Below are 23,231 nucleotides of genomic sequence, written 5' to 3'. Positions count from 1 at the left end.
GTCGTCAAACGGGAAGCGCAGGGCGCGCAGCGCCCGTGAGCGCGACCGTGCGCGCAAACCTCAGCCCGCCACCTGGGACGGCACCCTCACTCGCCCGACGGCGGGGTCATGACCTGGCCCGCCGGGACCGGCGCGCCGAGCACCGGCAGGCCCGCGCTGCTCCACGTGACCTTCTGGACCCGGGTCTGACGGGTCGCGCCGCAGCCCTGCGTCGACGTGGTGTTGCCGTGGTAGACGATCCAGTCCTCGGTGCCGTCAGGGCTCTTGAAGAACCCGTTGTGGCCCGGGCCGAACACGCCGTTGCCCTTCTGCATCGCGGGCTGGGACTGCTTGGTCCAGTGCGACGGGTTCAGGGGGTTGCTGCCGGTCAGCTCGAGCATCCCGATCTTGTAGTCGGGCGTGTTGCACGACGACGCCGAGAACGACACGAACGTGCGCCCACCGTGCTTGATCACCGCGGCCCCCTCGTTCGTGCGTCCGCCCTGGGTCTCCCAGGAGTGCGTCGGTGTCGAGATCGTCGCCGGGGAGCCGGTGGTGGTCCACGGGTTCGTCATCTTGACGATGCGGACGGTCTGGTCCGCCCCGATCCACTCCGAGAACAGCATGTACAGCGACCCGTTGTGCTCCAGGTAGGAGCTGTCGATGTTCCAGCGGTTCGGCATCGGCGTGCCCATGAACTCGTAGGGGCCCATGGGGGTGCTGCTGGTGGAACGCAGCACGTGGATCTTCTGGCCGTCGAAGTTGGTCTGGGAGTTGCCCGACGTGTACGTCAGGTACCAGGTGCCGTCGATGCGGTGGAACTCGGGCGCCCAGTGGCTGCAGCAGCGTGAGGAGCTGCCGGCGTCGTCCCAGACCACCTGGTCGGGTGCGGCGGACAGGCCGGCGAGCGTCGTGGATCGTCGCATCGTGACGGTGGAGTCCCACGTCGTGGTCGACATGTAGTAGTAGCCGTCCGAGTACTGGATCCACGGGTCCGCGCCGTTGGTGCGGATCGGGTTGGTCAGCTCGCCGGGCTTCACCAGTCGCCACTTCTGCACGGCGGCGCCGTTGTCGGTGTACTGGGAGATGCGGGCGCCGCCCTCGGTGGCGAAGTCGTACAGGTCCAGGGCCTTGCCGGAGAACCGGTTGAGGAACGCGACCGTGCCGTCGGAGTTCTCGCGGATGCGCCACTGCTGGTTGTGCGCGTTCAGGTCCTGCCACTGGACGATCTCGGCGCCGTTCTCGGCGTTCCAGCCGTACACGTCGAGGACCATCGAGGAGTGGCGCGCCTGGATGCGGTAGTAGCCGCCGCCGGAGTCCAGGAAGCGGAACTGCTGGCCCTGGCCGTCCCAGCGTTCCCACTGCTGGAGCGGCGCGCCGGCCGTCGTGGAGATGTCCTTGATGTCGAGCGCGAGGCCGGAGTGCGCCGACTGGATCACGTACCACTGGCCCGGTGTCGGGGCTGCGGCCTGCGCCGTGGACTGCGGCAGGGCGACGAGCCCGACGGCGACGAGGAGGGTGGCGGCCAGGCCGGCGAGCCAGGTCCGGGTCCAGGGGTGTGCGGGTGGTGGGGAGGCGTTCATCTTTCCGCCCTTCACATCGTTGTAGAGGATCGGTGCACGCGATGCTGCAGGAGTCCGGTCAGGAACGTCAGGAGCAGGTCGCGCGGCCCGGTGAGGGCCGTAGGTCATCGCGTCACGGTCGGCGACGCCGGCGACATGACGAGATGTTACCGCTCACACGCGTGTCTCGGAAGGCCCGCCCACGGTCTCGGTGCCGGCTGGATCCTCGGCGGCTCCCGGCGGGGTGGGCACGCTGAACCGTGCCCAGACGTGCTTCGTGCCTGTCGTCGTGCGGTACCAGCCGACGTCGTCGGCCATGCGCAGCGTGAGCTGCAGGCCGAACCCACCCTCCCCGAGCTCCCGGTCCGGGGAGAGCACCGGCGGGTCGTCGGGGGAGCGGTCCATGACCGAGACCGTGATGCCGGTTCCCTCGAGGACGACGTCCAGCCGCGCCGGACCCCCGGCGTGCCGGAGCGCGTTGGCCATGAGCTCGCTCGCCGCGAGCACGATGTTCTGCAGGAGCGCGCGGTGCGCGGGCTCTGCGGGCGCGCCCTGCCACGGGGCCCCCTGGCACAGAGCTTCCTGCAGGCGGGACCGTGCGGGAGCGAGCTCTTCGACCGTGCTGACGGTCCAGCTGCCGATGAGGCACGACTCCGAGCGGGCTTGCTGCATCACGGACCTACCGCGGGCTGGGCGCCGTGGCCGGTGGGCATCGCTGCTCCTTGCGAACAGATGGTCGGGTCGTGTGTCCGCCGACGACGCTACCGTCCGAGACCCAGGACTGCGCGTCCAGGAACAGGCGGAGGGAACCGATCTCAGGCGAAGCGTTGGACGGCCTGCGGGGCCGCCTCGGCCAGCTCGCGCACGGCCGGGTGCTCGGCGTCGGCGAGGACGGACGACAGCGTACCGGATGCCACGAATGTCCCGTTCGCCAGCACGTGGACCGCGGGGCACATCCGCTCCACGAGCTCCAGGTCGTGAGACACCAGCAGCACGGCCGTGCCGTCCTGCGTCGTCGTCTCCGCGAGTCGACGCACCACCTCGCCGCGCATCGACGGGTCGACGGCGGTGAGCGGCTCGTCCAGCAGGAGCGCGGCAGGTCGGGTGGCGATCGCAGCTGCCAGCGCCACCCGCTGCTTCTCCCCGCCCGACAGCGTGCCCACCGCGCGGGGCGCGAAGTGCCGGCTCAGCGCGACGTCCTCCAACAGCTCCGCCACGGTGCTGCCGCTGGCGGCACCCGCGCGGCGGGCGTCCTTGAGGGCCTGACCCACGACACGGTCGACCGTCCAGCGTGGGTCGACGGTGCCCATCCCCTCCTGGGCGACGCGGCGCACCTGGGCGCGGAAAGCCTTCTTGTCGCGCAGGCCGATGCGCGAGACCGTGCGGCCGGCCCACGTGACGTGGCCCGCCGTGGGCTTCACGGTGCCCACGAGCGCGCGGACGATCGTCGACTTGCCCGAGCCGGAGGCACCGACGATGCCGACCGGCGCACCGCCGGCAGTGAGCTCCAGGTCGATGTCGTGCACGACGTCAGCGCCCCCGTACCCGGCCGCGAGACCGGAGGCGCGCAGGATGGGGGTAGAGGTGCTCGTGCTCATGGTGACCTTCGGTGCTCGGACGGTGGTGGCCCGTCGCCGTCCGGGGACGTCGACGGGCCACACCGTACGACGAACGAGCGCGGCGCGGAGTTCCCCGCTGCTCAACGGCGCCACGCCACCAGTTGAGGAGTGAGTATCGTGAATTCGCCGGTCGTTACCGTTCGGGCCCCATACCGGCTCGGCGAGATCGCGTCCGTCGCGCTTGGTGCAGTTGCGCTTTGCGCAATCCCTTTCTCGCTATTCGTTGCCATGGCATTGAGTGCCGTCGTTCTGTCCTTGACGTTGCTGAGCCTGGTTCGGCCTCGTGCACGACGTGCCTGGCTTCTCAGTGGACTTTCGCTATCAGTCATCGCGCTCGTCCTCGGCATGGGAACAATGCTTGTGGCGACACCGATCGCTGAAGAGGTGTCGATAGCGCCGTACACCCCTGCGCCGCTTGAGTGACGGCATCATCCGGCTCAAGACAGACGAGGGTGTAGCAGCGGGCTGAAGCCGCCGGCTTCGAGGAGACGTCGTGCGCCGGGACCCGCCACCTCCCTGTCGCGCGGGCCCGCGGGGCAGGGACCGTGTTTTCGTGGATGTCAGGATTCCCGGATCCGTGACCGCTGCGGGCACCGCAATCCCGTTCAGCGTGAAACTCCTGCACAGCGTGATGACGACGCGCTGACGTGTCGCGAGACCCCGCTGCGCGAACACCCCCAACAACAACACCTCGACACCGGTGCCTTCCCGCCGGCGCGTCCTGCCCACAGCCGAGGTGCCCGGTGAGCGACCAGCGCGGTGCCGTGGCGTTCGTCTCCCCGGTACCCGGCTGATCGGACCGGACCGGGATGATCGGGTACGGGGCCGGCCCCGCCCCGCAGGATGGTGAGCGACAACGGAGGACTGCATGATCAGCACGCTCAACGCCCTGGTCGACGCCGTCGAGCAGAACGCCGCCGGCGACGAGCTCGACGTCGTCGCCTTCGCCCGCCGGCACGGCACTACCGAGTACCACCTGCGGCGGATGTTCTCGTCGCTGGCGGGGATGCCGCTGTCGGAGTACGTGCGGCGGCGTCGGATGACGCTCGCCGCCGCCGAGCTCGTGGCCGGTGCGCCGAACCTGCTCGACGTGAGCGTGCGCCACGGGTACTCCTCGGTGGAGGCGTTCGGGCGGGCGTTCCGGTCGGTGCACGGCACCGGCCCGGGTGGCGTGCGTCGTGACGGCGGTCCTCTCCGCACACAACCCGTGCTCAGGTTCCGCCTGAGCGTCGAAGGGAGCACCCCGATGGACGTCACCATCACCGACCGCCCCGAGCTCGTCCTCGTCGGCCACGCCGCACAGGTCCCGCTGATCCACACGGGCGTCAACCCGCACATCCAGGCGCACATCGCCTCGATCCCGGCCGAGGAGCACCTGCGGCTCAAGGCGCTGTCCAGCACCGAGCCGGGCGGGATCCTGGCCGTGACCGCGGACTCCGAGCCCGACGCCCCCGAGGGGTCGATGCTCACCTACCTGCACGGTGTGGCGACCGACGGCGCGACGCCGTCGCCGGACGACCTCGACGTCGTCCGCGTGGATGCCGGGGCGTGGGCCGTGTTCGCCTCCAGCGGCCCGTTCCCGGAGGCGCTGCAGAACCTGTGGGCGGCGACGGCGACCGACTGGTTCCCCTCCAACCCGTGGCGGCTGCGCCCCGGGCCGTCGATCCTGCGCTACCTCGAGCTCACCGCCACGCACGCGACCTGCGAGCTGTGGCTGCCGGTCGAACCCTCCTGAGACAGGCGTCAGGCCGACGCCGGCCCGGCCGGTGGCAGCGACAGGGCCCGGCGGATCGCCTCCCGGGGGAACGAGGCCTCGCGGCTCTCCTGACGGAACGCGCGATGGAAGTCGCCCATGACCGCAGCGACCGGCGCGTGCCGGAGCAGGAGGGCCGCGACCCCCGGCGGGACTCCCTCCGGGGGCACGCCGACGGCGCAGGAGCGCACGAAGGCGCGACGCTCCTCGGGTCCGAGTCCCCGGAACGCGACGGCGAGCCAGGTCACCAGGTGGGTGGCGACGTAGGCGCGGTCGTGGTCGAGGTGGGCCTCGACGAACGCGGCGTCGTCGGGGGCGAGATCGAACCGCGAGGAGAGCGCGAGGCCGAAGTCGGCGAGGTAGAACCGGTGGCCGTCCGTGAGGACGTTCTCGAAGTGGGCGTCGAGGTGCAGGAACCCGCGGGACCCGAGGAACGCGACCGCGGCGTCGAGCTCGGCGTCCACCAGGGCGCAGGCCTGCTCGGCGGCCTCGTCGCCGGCCCGGACCTCGCCGACGAGTCCCGCAGGCCCACGAGCCGGCGCCGCACCCCCGATCCGCCGCCCCAGTGCTCAACCGCTCGGTCCAGGTCGGCGAGCTCCTCGGGAAGGGGCCCGCCGGGGTCCGGCAGGACCCGCCAGTGGTACATCAGCGAGAAGCCCTCGTGCTCGCCGGTCAGGCCCATTCCGTGGTCATGACGTGGACGGCCAGCTCGCGCCACGCGCCGAACCCCGGGCTGCCGATGGCGCCGACCCCGTAGTGGCAGGAGGCGGGCAGTCCGCAGAGGTTCGCCGTCGAGCGCAGGTTCTCCGGGCGGAGCTCGAGGTCCGTGAGGCGCACCTGCTTGACGAACACCGGAACGCCGTCGACGTCGAGGCGGACGGTTCGGCCGCCGATGCCCGCACCCACCGGCGCGGCGGCGTCGACGAGCTCGCGCAGCCCGACGTCGCTGTGCAGGGACAGCGACGTCGACACGGTTCCCCACGTGGCCAGGCGGGCGTCGCGCGCCCGGGGTCCCGTCGACGGGGTCTCCACCACGACGCTCTCCTCTCGGCAGTGCGCCGGAGACGGGCCCGGCCGGGTCGGCGTCTCACGGTCGTCCGGCCCCGGTGGTCGGCCTCCGCGGTCAGGTCCCCGGTCCGACGACGAAGGCTCCGCCCGGTCGCAGGACCGGACGGAGCCTTCGTCGTGGTGCCGGGAGCCGGCTCAGAGGTGCGGGGCCACGTGCTCCGTGTAGCGGGCCGCGACGGTCTTCGCCGTCTCGGTCGGGTCCACGGCCCAGATCTCCTCGTTGAAGATCTCCGTCTCGACGTCGCCGGTGTACCCGGCCTCGGCGACCCACCGGGAGATGGTGGTGAAGTCGATGTACCCGTCGCCCACGTGCCCGCGCGAGTTGAGCGCCGACGTCGCGAACGGCAGGTTCCAGTCGCAGATCTGGTACCCGGCGATGCGGCCCTCGCGCCCGGCGCGGGCGATGGAGGCCTGCAGCTCCGGGTCCCACCACACGTGGTAGGTGTCGACGACGACGCCGACGGTGGCGGGGTCGAACGGCGCCGCGAGGTCGAGCGCCTGGCCGAGCGTGGACAGCACCGCGCGGTCCGCGGCGAACATCGGGTGCAGCGCCTCCAGGACGATCCGCACGTCGTGCTCGGCCGCGATCGGGGCGAGGTCCGCGAGCCGGTCGGCCACGCGGGCGCGGGCGGCGACGACGTCGCGGTCCGTCCCGGGGGCCGGGGGCTGCTCGGGCGAGGAGCCGGGAAGCCCGCCGACGACGAACACCAGCTCGCGCGTCCCGACCCCGGCGGCCTCCTCGATGGCACGCAGGTTGTCCTCGACGGCGTCCTTGACGCCCTCGGGCGTCGCGGCCGTGAGGAACCCGCCGCGGCACAGGGACGAAACCCGGAGCCCGGCGTCCTCGACGATCTTGCGAGCCGTCTCGGCACCGTGCTCCTGCACCTGGTGGCGCCACAGCCCGATCGCACCCATCCCCGCGGCGGCCGTCGCGTCCACGGCCTCCTGCAGCGAGGCGAGCTTGACGGTGCCGGTGTTGAGCGAGCAGCGCTCGAGCCCGGCCGTCATGAGTCCACCCCGTTCACCGTGAGCAGCGCGCCCAGGCGCTTCGCGGCGAGGTCCGGGTCGAGCAGCATGCCGCAGTCGTCCGCGAGGCGGGCGAGCTGCACCAGGTGCGCGAGCGAGCGGCCCGAGTGCAGGCCACCCACGAGCTGGAAGCCGCTCTGGAACCCGTTCAGCCAGCTCAGGAACGACACGCCCGTCTTGTAGAAGTAGGTCGGCGCGCAGAAGATGTGCCGGCCCAGCTTCTCGGTGGAGGCGAGGATGGCGTGGCCCCGGGTGGCGTCCTGGGCGTCGAACGCCTGCAGCGCGGTGGACGCCGCCGGGTAGATCGCCGCGAAGATGCCGAGCAGGGCGTCGGAGTAGCCCTGGTCGTCGCCCGCGATGAGCTCCGGGTAGTTGAAGTCGTCACCGGTGTACAGGCGCACGGGCGAGCCGTCGAGCGCCGCGAGGGTGCGGCGCAGGCCGATCTCGTGCCCGGCGTCGAGCAGCGACACCTTGACGCCGTCCACCTTGCCCTGGTGGGCCTTGATGAGGTCCACGAAGGTGGCGGTGGCGGTGTCCACGGAGTCCGAGCCCCAGTAGCCGCCGAGCGCCGGGTCGAACATGGTGCCCAGCCAGTGCAGGATGACGGGCTGGTCGGCCTCGGCGAGGACGGCGTCGTAGACGCGCGCGTAGTCGTCGGCGGAGCGTGCGACCTTCGCCAGGGCGCGGGACGCCATGACGATGACCTGGGCGCCGGCCTCCTGGACGACGCGCACCTGCTCGCGGTAGGCGTCGACGACGGCGGCGAGGCCCTGCTCGCCGGGCTCGACGGCGGCCGGGTCGAGCTGGTCGGTGCCGGCGCCGCAGGCGATGGCCCCGCCGACGGACGCGGCCTCGGCCGCGGACCGGCGGACGAGCTCCTGCGTGGCGGCCCAGTCGAGGCCCATGCCGCGCTGGGCGGTGTCCATGGCGTCGGCGACGCCGAGGCCGTAGCGCCAGATCTGGTGGCGGTAGGCGAGCGTGGCGTCCCAGTCGACGACGGCCGGCGCGCCGGGCACGTTCTCCGCGCCGACGTGGGGCACGACGTGCGCGGCGGCGAACGCGACGCGGGAGCGGATCGGCTCGGACGGGGCGGTCCACGGCCCGGGTGCGTTGAGCTCACGGACCTCGGTGCCGACGACGCGACCGCCGTCGTCGAACCGCGGCAGACGGACGGTGGCGCCGCTGGCGGTCAGCTCAGGCGCTCCCTCGTGGCCCACGACGGCGGCGCTCACAGGGAGATCTCCGGCACGGCGAGGCGGCGGCCCTCGGCCGACGACTGCAGGCCGAGCTCGGCGAGCTGGACGCCGCGGGCGGCGGACAGCAGGTCGAAGCGGTGCTCGCGCCCGGCGACGACGTCGCGCACGAACTCCTCCCACTGCAGCTTGAAGCCGTTGTCGAGGTCGGCGTTCGCGGGGACCTCGGACCACTGGTCGCGGAACGGCTCGGTGACGGGCAGGTCCGGGTTCCACACGGGCTTGGGGGTGTGGGCGCGCTGCTGGGCGACGCACTTGCGCAGGCCGGCGACGGCGGAGCCGTGGGTGCCGTCGATCTGGAACTCGACGAGCTCGTCGCGGTAGACGCGCACGGCCCAGGAGGAGTTGATCTGCGCGACGACGGGGTCGCCGCCCGGGGTCTCGATCTCGAAGATGCCGTAGGCGGCGTCGTCGGCGGTGGCCTGGTACTCCTTGCCCTGCTCGTCCCAGCGGGCGGGGATGTGCGTGACGGTCTGGGCGTTGACGGTCTTCACCTGGCCGAGGATGCCCTCGAGCACGTAGTTCCAGTGGCAGAACATGTCGGTGGTCATGCCACCGCCGTCCTCCTTGCGGTAGTTCCAGCTCGGGCGCTGCGCGGGCTGGATGTCGCCCTCGAAGACCCAGTAGCCGAACTCGCCGCGCAGCGACAGGATGCGGCCGAAGAAGCCCTCGTCCACCAGGCGGCGCAGCTTGACCAGGCCGGGCAGGTAGAGCTTGTCGTGCACGACGCCGGCGGTGACGCCCGTCTCCTCGCGCAGGTGGGCGAGCTCGATCGCCTCGGCGAGGGTCTCGGCGGTCGGCTTCTCGGTGTAGATGTGCTTGCCGGCGCGCATCGCCTTGGAGAGCGTGGCGGGGCGCAGGTTGGTCATCGCGGCGTCGAACACGATGTCCGTCGAGTCGGCGTGGATGATGCCGTCGAGGTCGGTCGTGTACTCGGCGATGTCGTGCAGCTCGGCGAGCTCGGCGAGCTTGGCCTCGTTGCGGCCCACGAGGATCGGCTCGACCTGGACGCGGGTGCCGTCCGGGAGCTCGACGCCGCCCTGCTCGCGGATCGGCAGGATGGAGCGCACGAGGTGCTGGCGGTAGCCCATGCGACCGGTGACGCCGTTCATGGCGATGCGCAGGGTGCGGGTGGTGGACACGGAGGGACTCCTTCGTCGAACGACCTGAGGCTGGTGGCATCCCGGCGCCGCGGCACTGGAATGCGCTTTCCATCGCCCACGGTAGGGTGTCCCGGGCGGTGCGTCAAGCGTCCGCCCGCCACGAGGTCTACGGTCGTGGCGCCAGGGTATGCCTCGCGGGGCGCGCACAGGAGGTGCAAGGAGTGGTCAGAGCACGGCTGCAGGACGTCGCCGACCGGGCCGGGGTCTCCCTCGCCACCGCGTCACGGGTGCTCAACGGGTCGGCACGCCAGCCCGGCGCCGCGCTCGTGACCAAGGTCCGGGCGGCCGCCGCCGACCTCGGCTACGTGGTCAACGCCCAGGCCCAGGCGCTCGCCCGGTCCCGGACCGGCCTGCTCGGCCTGGTCGTGCAGGACATCTCCGACCCCTACTTCTCCTCCATCGCGGCCGGCGCCCAGGCCGCCGCCCGCGAGCACGGGCGCATGGTGCTGCTCGCCTCCACCGACCGGCAGCCCGACGTCGAACGCGACGCCGTCGCAGCCTTCGCCGCCCACCGCGTCGACGCCATCGTCGTCGCCGGCACCCGGTGGTCGGTCGAGGAGGACGCCCCCGTCGCCGCCGAGCTCGAGGCGTTCCGCGCCTCCGGAGGGCGCGCCGTCGTCGTCGGACAGCCGCTCGGCGCCGCCGAGGTCGTGCGGCCGCCCAACGTGGCGGGCGCCGCGGCGCTCGCCCGGGCGCTGACGGGCCAGGGGCACCGCCGGTTCGTGCTGCTCGGCGCCCCCGGACGCGTCGTCACCGCGCGGGAACGGTCCGGCGCCTTCGCCGACGCCGTGCGCGCCACCGGCGGCGAGGTCGTCGAGGTCGTCGAGCAGGAGTTCTCGCGTGACGGCGGGTACGCGGCCGGCGACCGGATCGCCGAGATCACGGCGGCCGCACGCGGGGAGGCTCCCTGCGTCTTCGCGGCCAGCGACGTCATGGCCATCGGTCTCATCGCGCGGCTGCGCGAGCTCGACGTCTCCGTCCCCGGTGACGTCGCCGTCGCGGGTTTCGACGACATCCCCACCCTGCGCGACCACGTCCCCGCGGTGAGCACCGTCCGCATCCCCCTGCAGGACCTGGGGCGCCTCGCCGTCGCGGCGGCGGTGGCGGACGACGACGAGGTCGGCGACGCCGTCGAGGTCGGGTACGAGGTCGTGCTGCGGGACTCCACCGCGCGCTGAGCCGAGGCCCCCGCCGTCGTCGTCCCTCCGCGCCGACGGCGGGCCAGGCGTGCGGAACCGCCCCCACCGCCCGGTTCGTGACGGTTCGGACACCGTGGACGCCCGGGGTTGGCCGTTCAGATCGCCCGAACGTCACCGGTCGGGTTGGCTGGGCGGATGCAGGAGATCTTCGGGCTCTTCGCGGGCTTCCCGCCAGCAGTCGATGTACAGCCAGCCGTCCTACCCAGGTTTCTGCCTCGCCTCCGAGACCGACTACAGCGAGGTGCCGCGGGCGGCGAACGCCGTCGTGCGGGGGAGTGGGACTCCTCCGCCGCGTACGACGACGGTGACCGCGTCACCCACGACGGCGCCGAGTTCGTGGCGTCGTGGCGGACCCGCGACCAGGAACCGGGCGGCGCGAACGAGCCGTACCTCCCGATCGGCCGACCAGGGTCCCGGAACGAGACGGAGGGGTGAGATCCTCGCGCACGGTCGCGCGAGGATCTCACCCCTCCGTCACCCGAACCCTCAGGCGGCGACCCGCACACCGGTGCCGCGGAACGCCTGCTCCAGCACCTGGGCGTAGCCGGACAGCATGCGCACGTGGCTGAACCGCTGCCGGGCCGCCGTCAGCGCCCCGCGCAGCTCACCGCGCCGGGCCGCCGCCTCGATCCACGTCTCGGCGATCTCGGTGGCGTCGAAGCTCGTGACGAACCCGATCCCGTCGACGATCCGGGCGGAGTCGCCGACCGGGGTCGTCACGGGCACGGCGCCGCACATCGCGCCCTCGATGAGGCACAGCGGGGCGGCCTCCCCGAACGCGGAGGTGAGGGCGACGACGTCCGCCATCGCGAACACCGTCTCCATGTCGCGGCGCACCCCCTGCGGGTGGACGCGGCTCAGCAGGTCGGGCCGGTCGCCGAACGTCTCGGCGAGGTCGGCCACCAGCCCCGGGTTGTCCGTCGTCATGCCGGCGCCGCACATCATGACGTGCCCGGCCGGGTCGCGCTGGAGGAACTCGCGCGCCGCGGCGAGGAACAGCCGGGGGTTCTTCATGGCGTCGTACCGGGCGGCGTACGCGACCAGCGTGGCGTCCGCGGGGATGCCGTGCGTGCCGCGCAGCGCCATGCGGCGCACGCGCCGCACCGGGTGGAACCGGGTCAGGTCGATGCCGTTCGGGACGACGCGCAGCAGCTGCTCCGGCACCCCGGCGGCCGCGTAGGCCTCCTTGGTGGACTCCGCGCAGCAGATCGCGGCGACCAGGCGGCCCGAGTCGGCGGCGGTGCGCAGGTCGTCCAGGGCCGCCCCGGAGTGCTCCGGGTCGGACCGGTGCAGGCACGCGACGACCGGGCGCTCGGGGAACGCGGGCTGGATCGCGAGCCGCAGCGGCTGCTCCTTGAGCGACATGACGACGTCGACGCCGGTGGCCTCCCGGGCGGCGATCTCCATCTCCGCGTCGGTGAAGGTGCGCGGGTCGTGGTCGTCGTCGGTGCTGCGCCCCAGCGTGGCGACACGGACACCGGCGGCGCGCAGCGCCCGGAACCGGGGGTCGTCCTGCATGTGCTGCAGCATGGTCTCGCGACGCACGGCGCTGTGGATGCTCAGCGCGGAGTGCTGCTGCTGGCCGTGCACGTGCAGGCCGGACACCACCGTCGAGTGCAGCACACGGGCGCCGCCGGAGAAGAATCCCTCGTACAGGGACAGGACACGAAGAGAACTGTGCTCGAACACGCTGACCACCTCCTGGAACAACAGTGGAGCCACGTGATGTGGCGATGATGACCGTCGTGTTAAGTCTTCATGACACTTTCAGGGAGCTACGAGGGCGATCCCGAGAGGTGGGTCGCGCATCGGCGCAGGGTGCGTCTGGTATCGACAGCGTTGTTCAGGGACGGCACGAGTCAGTTCGGTGCGGGGCACGACGGCTGCGCACAGACTAGGCCAGCGCGCGGATCTCCCGCTCGGCCACGGCCGGCGGTACCGGGCGGCACCCCGCGTCGACCCACCGCGCGACCAGCGCCGGTTCGGCGCGCATCAGCCCCCACCCCCGACGCAGCAGGGTCGGCAGGGGTTTGCGGGACTCGGCCACGTCGCGCAGCAGCCGGAACCAGAACGTGACCAGGCGCGGGCGGGACACGCAGATCGCGTCGGCCAGCAGGTCCTCCGCGCGCAGGCGGGAGACGAGGTCGGCCGCGAACACGCCCTCCGCGACGACGACCCGCGCGCCCTGCGTCTCCAGGGTCGAGGTGCCGGTGCGTCGCGACGTCGGGATGTCGTACACCGGGACCTCGCACCGCCCGGACCTCGCCAGGTCGCGCAGGGCGTCGAGGGCCGCGACGTCGTCCCAGCTGGCGGGGTCGTCCCAGTCGACGATGCCGAAGCGGTGCGGCATGCCGGGGTGGTCGTGGTCCCGGTAGAAGTCGTCCAGCGCGACCGTCGGCAGGCCGAGCCGCCGCGTCAGCGCCGACTTGCCGCACCCCGACGGGCCCGTGAGCAGCACGAACCGGGTGACCGGCCGGTGGGAGTGCGGCGGCACGTCGAACAGCGCGTCGGACCCGGGTTCGCTCGTCACGCCGTCCATTGTGGACGACGCCGGACCTCCTGCCGGTGCCGGGACGCCCTGCCGGTGCCGGGGGCGCCCCGGTCAGCCGGCACCGACCAGCAGCACGTGCAGCGTGCGCGGCCCGTGGACGCCCTCGACCCGGTCGAGCTCGATGTCCGAGGTGGCCGACGGGCCGGAGATCCAGGTGAGCGGGCGGCCGGGGTGCTCGCCGAGCAGGCGCACGGCCTCGGGCACGGTCTGCACCACCTGGTCGACGCGGACGACGCACAGGTGCACGTCGGGCACCAGCGACACGGCACGGCGGCCCTGGTCGGGCTCGCCGTCGAGCACGATCGTCCCGGTCTCGGAGATCGCGATCCGCGCGGCCGTGACGACGGCGCCCGTCGCGTCGAGCTCGGTGGCGGCCAGCGGGTGCCCACGCCCGTCGCGCACCACCTCGACACCGTGGGGCAGCGCCGTCAGCCAGGTGTCGTCGAGCCCGTCCGGGGCGACGACGCGCACGACCGTGCGCTCCGTACCTGTCGTGCCGGGTGCCGTCGTGCCGGGTGCCGTTGCCGCGGGTGCTGTCGGGGCGAGGCCGGCGACGAGGTCGGCGATCGTCGCCGGCAGGCCCTCCGGCGTCGTGGGATGCACGTGCGCCTTGTAGTCGACCAGCCGGTCCACGAGCTGGTCGACGACGGCGGGCGATCCCGGCGCGTCGTCGCCGACGGTCCGGTAGGCGCGCGGCACCTCGACGGCGTCGGGGGCGCTGCCCACCGCCCCGGCCGGTGTCGTCCCCGTGCCGGGGCGCCCCAGGGCGGCCCGCACGCGGTTGAGCACGTCGTCGCGGGCGCTCATCGCGACCCCTCCTCGGATGCGTCGTGCCCGGCGGGTGCGGGCTCGTGGTTCTTCCACCACTGACGGAACGTCTGGCCGGCGGGCGCGGGCAGGTCGCGCGACCTCGTCCAGGCCGACGCCGGGGGCGGCGCCGTCGACAGGGCGTGGTCCGCACCGCCCAGGCGGCTGCCGAGCGTCGCGGCACGTCCGGCCAGGGCGAACCGGTCGCCGTCGGACATCACCCAGGACGCCGCCTTCATGGCGGCGGCCCACGGGTCGACGCCGCGCCTGCCGCGGTCGGCGTCCACCTCCCGGGCGCGCAGGTCCACGAGGATCGAGGGGATGTCGATCTTCACCGGGCACACCTCGTAGCAGGCGCCGCAGAGCGTCGAGGCGTAGGGCAGCGAGGCGTTCGGGTCGCCGTGCCCGGAGACGCCGCCGGAGGCCGCCGTGAGCTGCGGGGTCAGGATGGCGCCGATGGGCCCGGGGTAGACGGAGCCGTACGCGTGCCCGCCGACCCGCTCGTACACGGGGCAGACGTTGAGGCACGCCGAGCAGCGGATGCAGTGCAGCGCGGCGCGTCCCACCTCGTCGGCCAGGACGTCCGTGCGGCCGTTGTCGAGGAGCACGAGGTGGAACTCGCTCGGTCCGTCGCCCTCGGTCACGCCCGTCCACATCGAGGTGTAGGGGTTCATGCGCTCGCCGGTGGAGGACCGGGGGAGGAGCTGGAGGAACACCTCGAGGTCGTCGAACGTCGGCACGAGCTTCTCGATGCCCATGACGGTCACGAGGGTCTCGGGCAGCGTGAGGCACATCCGCCCGTTGCCCTCGGACTCGACGACGGCGAGCGTGCCGGTGTCCGCGACCGCGAAGTTCGCCCCGCTCACCGCGACCTTGGCGGACAGGAACTTGCGTCGCAGGTGCGCCCGGGCCGCCATCGCCAGCTCGCGCGGCACGTCGGACAGGTCCGCCGGGGCGTCCTCCATGCGGGCCAGGAAGATGTCGCGGATCTCGGTGCGGTTGCGGTGGATCGCGGGCACGAGGATGTGCGAGGGCATGTCGTCGGCGAGCTGCACGATCAGCTCGGCCAGGTCCGTCTCGATCGCGGCGATGCCCTCGTCGGCCAGGTGCTCGTTGAGGCCGATCTCCTGGGTGGCCATCGACTTGACCTTGACGACCTCGTCGGCGCCCTTCGCCCGGGCGATCTCGGTGACGATCCGGTTGGCCTCGCCGGCGTCCCGCGCCCAGTGCACGACGCCGCCGCGCGCGGTGACGTTCTCCTCGAGCTGGGCGAGCAGCTCGGGCAGGTGGGCCATGACCTGCTCCTTGACGCCGGAGCCCGCGTCGCGCAGCGCCTCCCAGTCCGGCACCTCGTCGACGACGGCGGCCCGCTTGGTGCGGATCACCTGCGTGGCGTGGCCGAGGTTGCGCCGGAGCTGGTCGTTGGTGAGGGTCTGCCTCGCCGCGGCGGGGAATGCGTCGCCCCAGCGCAGCGGCGAGTCGGGGTGGGGGACGGGGCCGAACGGTTCGTCCGCGGACGACGACGTCGGGCCGGACGTCCCCGCCGGGTCGCGGCGTCGGGTGGGCAGGCCGAGGAACGTGCTCATCGGGCGACCTCCGGGGTGCCGGCGGCGGCCGGGCGGGTGAACGTCGTGGCGGGCAGGGGAGTGGGGTCCGTCCGGGTGGACGCGAGCACCTCCGCCAGGTGCAGCGCCCGCACCCCCGTGGCCTGGCGGGAGAGTCCGCCGCCGATGTGCATCAGGCAGGACATGTCCCCGGCGGTGAGCACCTCGGCCTCGGTGGACAGCACGTTCGCAGTCTTGTCGGCGAGCATCGCCGCCGAGGTGTCGGCGTTCTTCAGGGCGAACGTGCCGCCGAACCCGCAGCACGACTCGGCGGCGGGGAGCTCGACGAGGTCGATGTCCGCGACGGCGCGCAGCAGGCGCGTCGGCCGGTCCCCGACGCCGAGCATCCGCAGCGAGTGGCACGTGGGGTGGTAGGTGACGCGGTGGGGGAACCACGCGCCGACGTCGGTGACCCCGAGGACGTCGACGAGCAGCTCGCTCAGCTCGTAGGTCTTCGCGGAGACGGCCTCGGCGGTGGCGGCGAGGTCGTCGAGCCCCGCGCGGCGACAGACCATGGCCTGCTGGTGGCGCACGGAACCCGTGCAGGAACCGGAGGGGATGACCACGGCGTCCCACTCGCCGTCGGCCACGGGCGCGAACGTCGTGACGTGGTTGCGGATCACGGGCACGGCCTCGTCGAGGTAGCCCGTGTTCACGTGCATCTGGCCGCAGCAGGCCTGCCCGGCGGGGAAGACGACGTCGTGCCCGAGGCGTTCGAGCAGGCGGACGGTGGCGCGAGGAGCGCCGGGGAACATCGTGTCGGCGATGCAGGTCGCGGCGAGGGCGATGCGCATTCCGGCTCCTTCGACGGACGGGCTGGCGGGGGTGTGGTCTGGCCACTGTAGACCATCGGGACCCTGTGGTCAGGCCTCGTCGGTAGGATCGACGGGTGCGTACCCACGAGAAGGTCCTGGCCAGCATCGAGTCCGACCTGGCCGCCGGTCGCTGGGCGCTCGGGGAGAGGCTGCCGGGGGAGCGGGCCCTCGCCGAGGAGCTCGGCGTCTCGCGACCCAGCGTCCGCGAGGCCGTCCGGATCCTGGAGGCGATGGGCATCATCAAGGCCGGCGTCGGTTCCGGGCCCGACGCCGGGGCGAAGGTGATCGACCGCCCCGCCGCCGGGCTGGGTGCCGCCGTGCGCTGGCACGTCGCCTCCGGCACGCTCCCCGTGGGCGACCTCGTCGACACCCGCGCCGCGCTGGAGTGCTGGGCGGTGCGCGACGCGGCCGTGCGCGCCGGTCGGCGCGACGACGGTGTGGTGGGCGATGGCGTGCAGGGGACGGGCGTGGCGGGTGGCGGCGCGGGGAGCGCCGGTGCGGTGAGCGACGCGGCCGGCGGCGTCGATGCCGGGGCGGCCGATCGGCTGGCCGCGGCGGAGGACCTCCTGCGGCGCATGTCCGGCGACGACGTGCCGCTGCAGACGTTCATCGGGCTCGACCAGGAGTTCCACCTGGAGATCGTCCGGCTGGCGGGCAACCAGCTCGTCGAGGCGATCCTGGTGGGCCTGCGCGGGGCCGTCGCGTCGTACGTGACGCGTGGTGCCGAGGCGCTGCCGTCCTGGCCGACCACCGCCACCCGGCTGTGCGCCGAGCACCGCCAGATCCTGGACGCCGTCGCCGCCGGGGACGCCGAGCGCGCGCAGCGTGCGACGTCGGACCACATCTGGGGCTTCTACCGGGAGACCGGGCTCGCCGACCGGTGAGGGCGCCGGCGTCTCGTTCGGCAGTTCGCGTCTCGTTCGGCAGTTCGAACTGCCGAACGAGACACGAACTGCCGAACGAAGCCGGACGGCACCCCTGGACATCAGGGGCTCTGAACGGGCATGATGGCGACGACGCGATTGAATCCATTCATTAAATCCTTCCAAACCTCACCGACGAGGCGCGTCAACCCGGCCGGGCGGCCGGACTCAACGACGAGACGACGAGGTGACCTGTGCAGAGCAGCGACAGGCTCCCGCGAACACCGCGGGCAAGCGCTTACCACCCGACAGACCCCCGACGACCCGCCGGCCGCGCCGCGCGCTCGGTCGTCGCCGGTGCGGCAGCGGCCGCGCTGGCGCTCCCCCTCGCGGTCGTGGCGGCCACCTCCGCGTCCGCCGCGGACGAGCCCACCACCTGGAAGTTCGACTTCGGCACCGCCACCAGCCCGGTCGCCGAGGGCTTCCAGCGCGTCAGCGAGGCGTCCGGGTACAGCGAGGAGGCCGGGTTCGGCATCACCGACGGCGACGTCGGCTCCCGCGACCGGTCCACCGCCACCGACGCGCTGACCGGCGACTTCGTGCTGGCGCCGTCGTGGCAGTTCGCCGTCGACGTGCCGAACGGCACCTACGACGTCGAGGTCTGGGCGGGCGACACCCTCGCCGGCACCTCCAGCGTGCGCACCACCGTCGCGCTCGAGGGCGGCGAGGCCACGCACATCCGGCCCGACGTCGAGACCGTCACCTCCGCGACGGTGCGCGCCCAGGTCGCCGACGGCCAGCTCACCGTCGACCTCACCGGCAAGGGCTACGGCTACGTCAACGGCATCGTCGTCACCCAGGTCTCCGTCGACCCCGGGACCGACCCGACCGACGAGCCCACCGACGAGCCCACGGACGAGCCGACCGGCGAGCCGACCGGCGAGCCCACCGACCCCGACGAGGGGACCACCGGTGCCGCCGGCCCCACCGAGGTGCGGCTCGCCCACGCCGACGCCGACCAGGTGGTCGTGCGCTGGAACGAGGTCTCCGGAGCCACCGGCTACGTCCTGACCCGCAGCGACGCCGTCGACGGCGAGCACACCGAGATCGCTCGGACCGGCGCCCGCGAGGTCTTCTTCGCGGACACCGACGTCGACACCTCGACGGTGCACTACTACCGCGCCCAGGCCATCACCGCCGACGGTCTCACCGACCCGTCCGCGCCCGCCGTCGGCGCGCTCGCGGACACGCCCGAGCTTCCCCAGGACGGCCCGCTGCAGATCGACCTCGGTTCCGGGGCCGTCGCGGACGGCGCCGTGGGCGTCGACGCGGACACGGCGTACACGGCCGAGAACCGGCTCGGGTTCGTCGACACCTCGGGTGTGACGGCGTCGGACAACGGTGGGGAGAACGCCCTCAAGAGCGACTTCGTCACCGCGGGCGGCGCCGAGCTCGTCGTCGACCTGCCGAACGGCGACTACACCGTCGACCTGATCGCCGGGGACGCCGAGGGCGCCACCGACATCGCGATCACCGCCGAGCAGATGGCCAAGGTCCAGGCGACGCAGAAGGCCGCCGGCGAGTACCTGGAGATGCAGTTCGACATCGCCCTGGTGGACGGCCAGCTCAACCTGCGCCTCGCGGGCGAGACCGCCAACCTCAACGCCCTGACCATCACGCGCAAGGCCGACCGTGACGCGGGCGAGGAGCCCACCGTGTACGTCACCGGCGACTCCACCGTGCAGACCTACGACCCGTACTGGGCGCCGCAGGCCGGCTGGGGCCAGATGATCGAGCGGTTCCTGTCCGACGACGTCACCGTGGACAACCACGCCATCGGCGGACGCTCGTCGAAGAACTTCATCAGCCAGGGCCGTCTCGACACGGTGCTGAAGCAGATCAAGCCGGGTGACTACCTGTACGTCCAGTTCGGGCACAACGACAACAGCTACGGCGTCGACGACCGGTGGGCGGGTCCGGGCGACTACGCCTGGTACCTGCAGACCTTCGTCGACGGTGCCGTGCAGCGCGGCGCGCAGCCGATCGTCGTGACGCCGGTGTCGCGCCGCTCGTTCGACGAGGCGACCGGGAAGTTCAACGTCTCGTTCCCCGAGTACGTGCAGGCCGCGACCGACGTCGCCGCCGCGAACGACGTCCCGCTGGTCGACCTGTCGGCCTCGTCGCGGGCCTACCTGGACGAGATCGGTCCCGAGGCCGCCAAGAGCGTGTTCCTGCACGTCCCGGCGGGCGTCTACCCGAACCGTCCGAACGGCACCACCGACGACACCCACTTCCAGGAGTACGGCGCCATCCAGATGGCCCGCCTGGTCGCCCAGGACACGGCCGCGCTGGACGTCCCGCTGGCCGACGAGGTCACGGGCGCCGAGACCCCGGCCGAGGTGCCGGCGTCGCCCGCGGGCGTGGTGGCGGGCAACGTGTCCGCCTCGAGCGCACGCCTCAGCTGGAACGAGGTCGAGGGCGCGGACATCTACAAGGTGTTCGCCAAGGCGTCCGACGCCGCGGAGTACGAGCTGGTCACCACCTCCACGATCGGCCTGGCGGACGTCACCGGGCTGGAGTCCGGGACGTCCTACGACCTGCAGGTCGTGGCGGTCAACGGGGCGGGCGACTCGGAGCCGTCGGCGACGGTGACGGTCGTGACCAAGGCGCCGCTGTTCAGCTTCGACGTGCAGCGTGCCGGGGACCCGACGATGCCGGGCTACACGTCGCTGGACGAGACCAGCCTGTACTCGGCCGAGACCGGCTTCGGGTTCACCTCGGCGACGGGTCCGGGCGGTCGTGACCGCGGCACCGGCGACGGTGCGCTGACGGACCTGGAGCGGGACTTCCTGCTCCCGGGCACCGGCAACCCGATCCGCGTCGACGTGCCCGACGGCACGTACGCGGTCGAGGTGATCTGGGGCGACCTCATCGGCACGGCGCGCCTCGGCGTGACCATCGAGGGCACGGACCACGGCTCGTCGAACGCCGGTCGCGGCAGCACGTCGAGCAAGATCGTCCAGCCCGTCGTCGTCACGGACGGCGCGCTCGACATCGTGGCGACGGGCTGGCTCAACGGCCTGGAGATCACGCCGCTGCTGTACGCCCCCACGGACCTGACGGCCGGCGACGTGAGCATCGACGGCACCGCCGTCGAGGTGCCGCTGTCGTGGAAGGCCGCCGAGGACGTCGCGGGCTACCGCGTCTACCGGCAGGCCGCCGGCGCCCCGGAGCCGACGGCGCTGGGTGACGTCGAGGCGTCGGTGACGTCGTTCGTCGACACCACGGCGGACGTGGGCCTGGCGTACACCTACACGGTGGTGGCGCTGGACGATGCCGGCACGGAGTCGGTGGCGTCGAACGCGCTGGAGCTCACCACGGTCGACGCGGACATCCCGACCGCGGCGACGCCGTCGGGCCTGGCCGTGACCGACGTGGCCAAGAACGAGGTCTCGCTGGCCTGGGAGCCGGTCGAGGACGCGCTGTTCTACCACGTGTACCGCGAGGACCGGTCCGGCGAGCTGGTGCTGCTGGGCCGCGCCGAGGAGGCCGGCTTCACCGACACCGACGTGCTGACCACGGTCGGCTACACCTACGCCGTGGCGTCGGTGAACGCCGGTGGCGTGTCGGAGCTGTCCGCGACGGTCACCTCGGACGCCGTGACGAACCTGTCCCGCCAGGCCGAGCGCATCGGACGCAACCCGGTCGCGGCGCAGTCCGAGGACGGCGTGCACGTGGGCTGGGCGATGCTGGGCGACGACCCGGAGTCGATCGGGTTCACCGTCTACCGCGACGGCGAGCAGGTCAACGACGAGCCGGTCACCGGTTCCACGAACCTGACCGACGCCGACGGTGACGCGGACTCCACCTACCGGGTCTCCGCCGTCGTCGACGGCACCGAGCGGTGGGCGACGCCGGAGTTCGGCGTGTGGCAGGACGGCCAGACCCTGGACATCCCGCTCGACAAGCCGGCCGACGCCTACACCAAGGACGGCCAGCCGTACACCTACTCCGCGAACGACGCCTCCGTGGCGGACCTCGACGGTGACGGCAGCTACGAGTACGTCGTCAAGTGGTACCCGTCGAACGCCAAGGACAACTCCCAGGGCGGCTACACGGGCAACACCTACCTGGACGCCTACGAGCTCGACGGCACCCGGTTGTGGCGCATCGACCTCGGGGTGAACATCCGCTCGGGCGCGCACTACACGCAGTTCCAGGTGTTCGACTACGACGGCGACGGGAAGGCCGAGGTGGCGATGAAGACCGCCGACGGCACGACCGACGCCGCCGGGACGGTCATCGGGGACGCACGCGCGGACTTCCGCACCTCGGGCGGCTACGTCCTGTCCGGGCCGGAGTTCCTCACGGTGTTCGACGGCGCCACCGGCGTCGCGCTCGACACGATCGACTACGTGCCCGCCCGCGGGGACGTCGGTTCGTGGGGCGACACCTACGGCAACCGGGTCGACCGGTTCCTCGCCGGGACCGCGTACCTGGACGGTGAGCGGCCCTCGATGCTGTTCGCCCGCGGCTACTACACCCGCGCCGTCGTCGCGGCGTTCGACTGGGACGGCTCCGAGCTGACCCAGCGGTGGGTGTTCGACTCCGACGTGAGCGGGGACGAGTACCGCGGCCAGGGCAACCACTCCCTGGCGGTGGCCGACGTCGACGGCGACCAGAAGGACGAGATCGTCTACGGGTCCATGACGCTGGACGACGACGGTTCGGCGCTCTACAACACCGGTCTGGGGCACGGCGACGCGCAGCACGTGTCCGACTTCGACCCGTCCCGCGACGGGCAGGAGATCTTCTCGGCGCACGAGGACATGGGGCGCTCGGGCGACGTGGGTGCCACGTTCCGCGACGCCGAGACGGGGGAGATCATCTGGTCGATCCCGGCCGAGAAGGACACCGGCCGCGCCGCCATGGGCGACATCGACCCGCGGTACGACGGCGCCGAGGGCTGGGCCGTGGGCGGCGACGCCGCGTGGGACTCCGAGGTCGGCCAGCTCGTGTCCGCCACGGGCGAGGTGATCGCGGAGTCCATCCCCGCGGCCAACTTCCTCACCCTGTGGGACGGTGACCTGCTGACCGAGATCGGGGACCACGACTGGGACGCCGACACCTCGACCGGGGTGCCGACGATCTCCGAGTGGGACTACGAGAACGCCACCGAGGTGGAGCTGTACCGGGCCGAGGGCACCCTCTCGAACAACAGCACCAAGGGCACGCCCGCACTGCAGGCGGACCTCTTCGGCGACTGGCGCGAGGAGATCGTCACCCGCACCGAGGACTCGACCGCGCTGCGGATCGCGACGACGGTGATCCCGACGGAGCACCGCCTGCGCACGCTCATGTCGGACTCCCAGTACCGCCTCGCGGTGGCCTGGCAGAACACCGGCTACAACCAGCCCCCGCACACGTCGTACTTCCTCGGCGAGGGCATGGAGACCCCGGCCGCACCGCGTCTGGCGTACACCACCGAGGCCGACGAGGGCGCGATCGTCGCCCAGGCCTGGTCCGCGGGCACGGTGTACACGGCCGGCGACGTCGTCGAGCACGACGGCCTCCTCTACGAGGCGGGCTGGTGGACACAGGGTGACGAGCCCGGGACGTCGCCGTGGGGCGCGTGGCAGGAGATCGGTCCGGCCGACGGCCCGGCCTCCGCGTGCGGCGCCGCCTGGACGTCGTCGAAGGTGTACACCGCGGGGGACCGCGTGGTGCACGACGGCTCGATCTATGCCGCGAGGTGGTGGACCCGCAACTCCGAGCCCGGCGCCTCGCCGTGGGGCCCGTGGGAGCAGGTCGGCACCTGCTGACCTGAGCACCACCGCGCCACCCCGAGCCCGCCCGGCGGCTCGCGTCCCGTTCGGCACCCCGAGGTGCCGAGCGCGGCGCGAGCCGTCGGGCGGGCTCGTCGTCGCGGGTGGTCCGAGCGGTGCCACCCGCACGTCACCGGCCGTCCA

18 protein-coding genes are annotated in these 23,231 nt (G+C 72.7%); 5 read left to right on the top strand and 13 right to left on the bottom strand.

Going from position 1 to position 23,231, the window contains the following annotated elements:
- Positions 1-86 precede the first annotated feature (86 nt).
- The 3 genes from ACNHYB_RS08835 to ACNHYB_RS08825 all read right to left on the bottom strand — a co-directional run bounded on the left by ACNHYB_RS08835 (position 87) and on the right by ACNHYB_RS08825 (position 3,139).
- Positions 87-1,562 (bottom strand): family 43 glycosylhydrolase, encoded by a 1,476-nt coding sequence (locus tag ACNHYB_RS08835; protein ID WP_418274979.1) that lies wholly within the window; start codon positions 1,560-1,562, stop codon positions 87-89.
- Positions 1,563-1,715: 153 nt separating this feature from the next.
- Positions 1,716-2,213 (bottom strand): ATP-binding protein, encoded by a 498-nt coding sequence (locus ACNHYB_RS08830; protein ID WP_418278022.1) that lies wholly within the window; start codon positions 2,211-2,213, stop codon positions 1,716-1,718.
- 143 nt (positions 2,214-2,356) lie between these two features.
- Positions 2,357-3,139, bottom strand: a complete 783-nt coding sequence (locus ACNHYB_RS08825; RefSeq protein ID WP_418274978.1) for an ABC transporter ATP-binding protein — start codon at positions 3,137-3,139, stop codon at positions 2,357-2,359.
- A gap of 889 nt (positions 3,140-4,028) precedes the next feature.
- Between ACNHYB_RS08825 and ACNHYB_RS08820 the strand changes: the two genes are divergently transcribed.
- The gene (locus ACNHYB_RS08820; RefSeq protein ID WP_418274977.1) at positions 4,029-4,895 is read left to right on the top strand and encodes an AraC family transcriptional regulator; all 867 of its coding nucleotides are present in this window, start codon (positions 4,029-4,031) and stop codon (positions 4,893-4,895) included.
- Positions 4,896-4,903: 8 nt separating this feature from the next.
- Here ACNHYB_RS08820 and ACNHYB_RS08815 read toward each other — a convergent pair whose 3' ends face one another.
- The 5 genes from ACNHYB_RS08815 to ACNHYB_RS08795 form a co-directional block, all read right to left on the bottom strand.
- Positions 4,904-5,377, bottom strand: coding sequence for a hypothetical protein (locus ACNHYB_RS08815; RefSeq protein ID WP_418274976.1), 474 nt, complete (start codon positions 5,375-5,377; stop codon positions 4,904-4,906).
- Positions 5,378-5,585: 208 nt separating this feature from the next.
- A complete protein-coding gene (locus ACNHYB_RS08810) occupies positions 5,586-5,948 on the bottom strand; it encodes a hypothetical protein (protein ID WP_418274975.1) in 363 nt (120 codons plus the stop codon).
- 168 nt (positions 5,949-6,116) lie between these two features.
- Entirely contained in the window at positions 6,117-6,989 is an 873-nt protein-coding gene (locus ACNHYB_RS08805) for a sugar phosphate isomerase/epimerase family protein (protein WP_418274974.1), read from the bottom strand.
- Entirely contained in the window at positions 6,986-8,173 is a 1,188-nt protein-coding gene (locus ACNHYB_RS08800; protein ID WP_418278021.1) for a dihydrodipicolinate synthase family protein, read from the bottom strand. Before ACNHYB_RS08800 ends, ACNHYB_RS08805 begins: the two co-directional genes overlap by 4 nt.
- 62 nt (positions 8,174-8,235) lie before the next feature.
- On the bottom strand, positions 8,236-9,372 hold the full coding sequence (locus ACNHYB_RS08795; RefSeq protein WP_418278020.1) for a Gfo/Idh/MocA family protein: 1,137 nt from the start codon (positions 9,370-9,372) through the stop codon (positions 8,236-8,238).
- A gap of 212 nt (positions 9,373-9,584) precedes the next feature.
- Here ACNHYB_RS08795 and ACNHYB_RS08790 point away from each other — a divergent pair, with 212 nt between their 5' ends.
- Together ACNHYB_RS08790 and ACNHYB_RS08785 are read left to right on the top strand one after the other, a co-directional pair.
- Positions 9,585-10,601: a LacI family DNA-binding transcriptional regulator gene (locus tag ACNHYB_RS08790; RefSeq protein WP_418274973.1), complete on the top strand. Its 1,017-nt coding sequence runs from the start codon at positions 9,585-9,587 to the stop codon at positions 10,599-10,601.
- A 156-nt stretch (positions 10,602-10,757) separates the two neighbouring features.
- Positions 10,758-11,057, top strand: a complete 300-nt coding sequence (locus tag ACNHYB_RS08785; protein ID WP_418274972.1) for a hypothetical protein — start codon at positions 10,758-10,760, stop codon at positions 11,055-11,057.
- 51 nt (positions 11,058-11,108) lie between these two features.
- On the opposite strand, the gene ACNHYB_RS08780 is transcribed toward ACNHYB_RS08785, so the two are convergent.
- From ACNHYB_RS08780 to ACNHYB_RS08760, 5 genes are all read right to left on the bottom strand, one after another.
- The gene (locus ACNHYB_RS08780; protein WP_418274971.1) at positions 11,109-12,344 is read right to left on the bottom strand and encodes a glycosyltransferase; all 1,236 of its coding nucleotides are present in this window, start codon (positions 12,342-12,344) and stop codon (positions 11,109-11,111) included.
- A gap of 172 nt (positions 12,345-12,516) precedes the next feature.
- Positions 12,517-13,161 (bottom strand): uridine kinase family protein, encoded by a 645-nt coding sequence (locus tag ACNHYB_RS08775; RefSeq protein ID WP_418274970.1) that lies wholly within the window; start codon positions 13,159-13,161, stop codon positions 12,517-12,519.
- A 63-nt stretch (positions 13,162-13,224) separates the two neighbouring features.
- Positions 13,225-13,980, bottom strand: a complete 756-nt coding sequence (locus ACNHYB_RS08770; protein ID WP_418274969.1) for a LutC/YkgG family protein — start codon at positions 13,978-13,980, stop codon at positions 13,225-13,227.
- Complete coding sequence (locus tag ACNHYB_RS08765) at positions 13,977-15,566, bottom strand: LutB/LldF family L-lactate oxidation iron-sulfur protein (RefSeq protein ID WP_418274968.1); 1,590 nt, start codon at positions 15,564-15,566, stop codon at positions 13,977-13,979. Before ACNHYB_RS08765 ends, ACNHYB_RS08770 begins: the two co-directional genes overlap by 4 nt.
- A complete protein-coding gene (locus tag ACNHYB_RS08760) occupies positions 15,563-16,378 on the bottom strand; it encodes a (Fe-S)-binding protein (protein ID WP_418274966.1) in 816 nt (271 codons plus the stop codon). Before ACNHYB_RS08760 ends, ACNHYB_RS08765 begins: the two co-directional genes overlap by 4 nt.
- A 95-nt stretch (positions 16,379-16,473) precedes the next feature.
- Here ACNHYB_RS08760 and ACNHYB_RS08755 point away from each other — a divergent pair, with 95 nt between their 5' ends.
- Both ACNHYB_RS08755 and ACNHYB_RS08750 read left to right on the top strand, forming a co-directional pair.
- Entirely contained in the window at positions 16,474-17,283 is an 810-nt protein-coding gene (locus ACNHYB_RS08755) for a FadR/GntR family transcriptional regulator (protein ID WP_418274965.1), read from the top strand.
- 374 nt (positions 17,284-17,657) lie between these two features.
- Positions 17,658-23,084: a fibronectin type III domain-containing protein gene (locus ACNHYB_RS08750; RefSeq protein ID WP_418274964.1), complete on the top strand. Its 5,427-nt coding sequence runs from the start codon at positions 17,658-17,660 to the stop codon at positions 23,082-23,084.
- Positions 23,085-23,231 lie beyond the last annotated feature (147 nt).

The organism is Isoptericola jiangsuensis (assembly GCF_048320105.1).
Taxonomy (GTDB): domain Bacteria; phylum Actinomycetota; class Actinomycetes; order Actinomycetales; family Cellulomonadaceae; genus Isoptericola; species Isoptericola jiangsuensis_A.
Note: the sequence above shows the minus strand (reverse complement) of the source record. Positions and strands in the feature narration are given on the sequence as shown.

What these genes read in the sequence shown, in the direction of transcription:
- ACNHYB_RS08835 (WP_418274979.1), bottom strand. Translation starts at nt 1,562, where the DNA reads ATGAACGCCTCCCCACCACCCGCACACCCCTGGACCCGGACCTGGCTC.
- ACNHYB_RS08830 (WP_418278022.1), bottom strand. Translation starts at nt 2,213, where the DNA reads ATGCAGCAAGCCCGCTCGGAGTCGTGCCTCATCGGCAGCTGGACCGTC.
- ACNHYB_RS08825 (WP_418274978.1), bottom strand. Translation starts at nt 3,139, where the DNA reads ATGAGCACGAGCACCTCTACCCCCATCCTGCGCGCCTCCGGTCTCGCG.
- ACNHYB_RS08820 (WP_418274977.1), top strand. Translation starts at nt 4,029, where the DNA reads ATGATCAGCACGCTCAACGCCCTGGTCGACGCCGTCGAGCAGAACGCC.
- ACNHYB_RS08805 (WP_418274974.1), bottom strand. Translation starts at nt 6,989, where the DNA reads ATGACGGCCGGGCTCGAGCGCTGCTCGCTCAACACCGGCACCGTCAAG.
- ACNHYB_RS08795 (WP_418278020.1), bottom strand. Translation starts at nt 9,372, where the DNA reads ATGAACGGCGTCACCGGTCGCATGGGCTACCGCCAGCACCTCGTGCGC.
- ACNHYB_RS08785 (WP_418274972.1), top strand. Translation starts at nt 10,758, where the DNA reads ATGCAGGAGATCTTCGGGCTCTTCGCGGGCTTCCCGCCAGCAGTCGAT.
- ACNHYB_RS08775 (WP_418274970.1), bottom strand. Translation starts at nt 13,161, where the DNA reads ATGGACGGCGTGACGAGCGAACCCGGGTCCGACGCGCTGTTCGACGTG.
- ACNHYB_RS08770 (WP_418274969.1), bottom strand. Translation starts at nt 13,980, where the DNA reads ATGAGCGCCCGCGACGACGTGCTCAACCGCGTGCGGGCCGCCCTGGGG.
- ACNHYB_RS08765 (WP_418274968.1), bottom strand. Translation starts at nt 15,566, where the DNA reads ATGAGCACGTTCCTCGGCCTGCCCACCCGACGCCGCGACCCGGCGGGG.
- ACNHYB_RS08760 (WP_418274966.1), bottom strand. Translation starts at nt 16,378, where the DNA reads ATGCGCATCGCCCTCGCCGCGACCTGCATCGCCGACACGATGTTCCCC.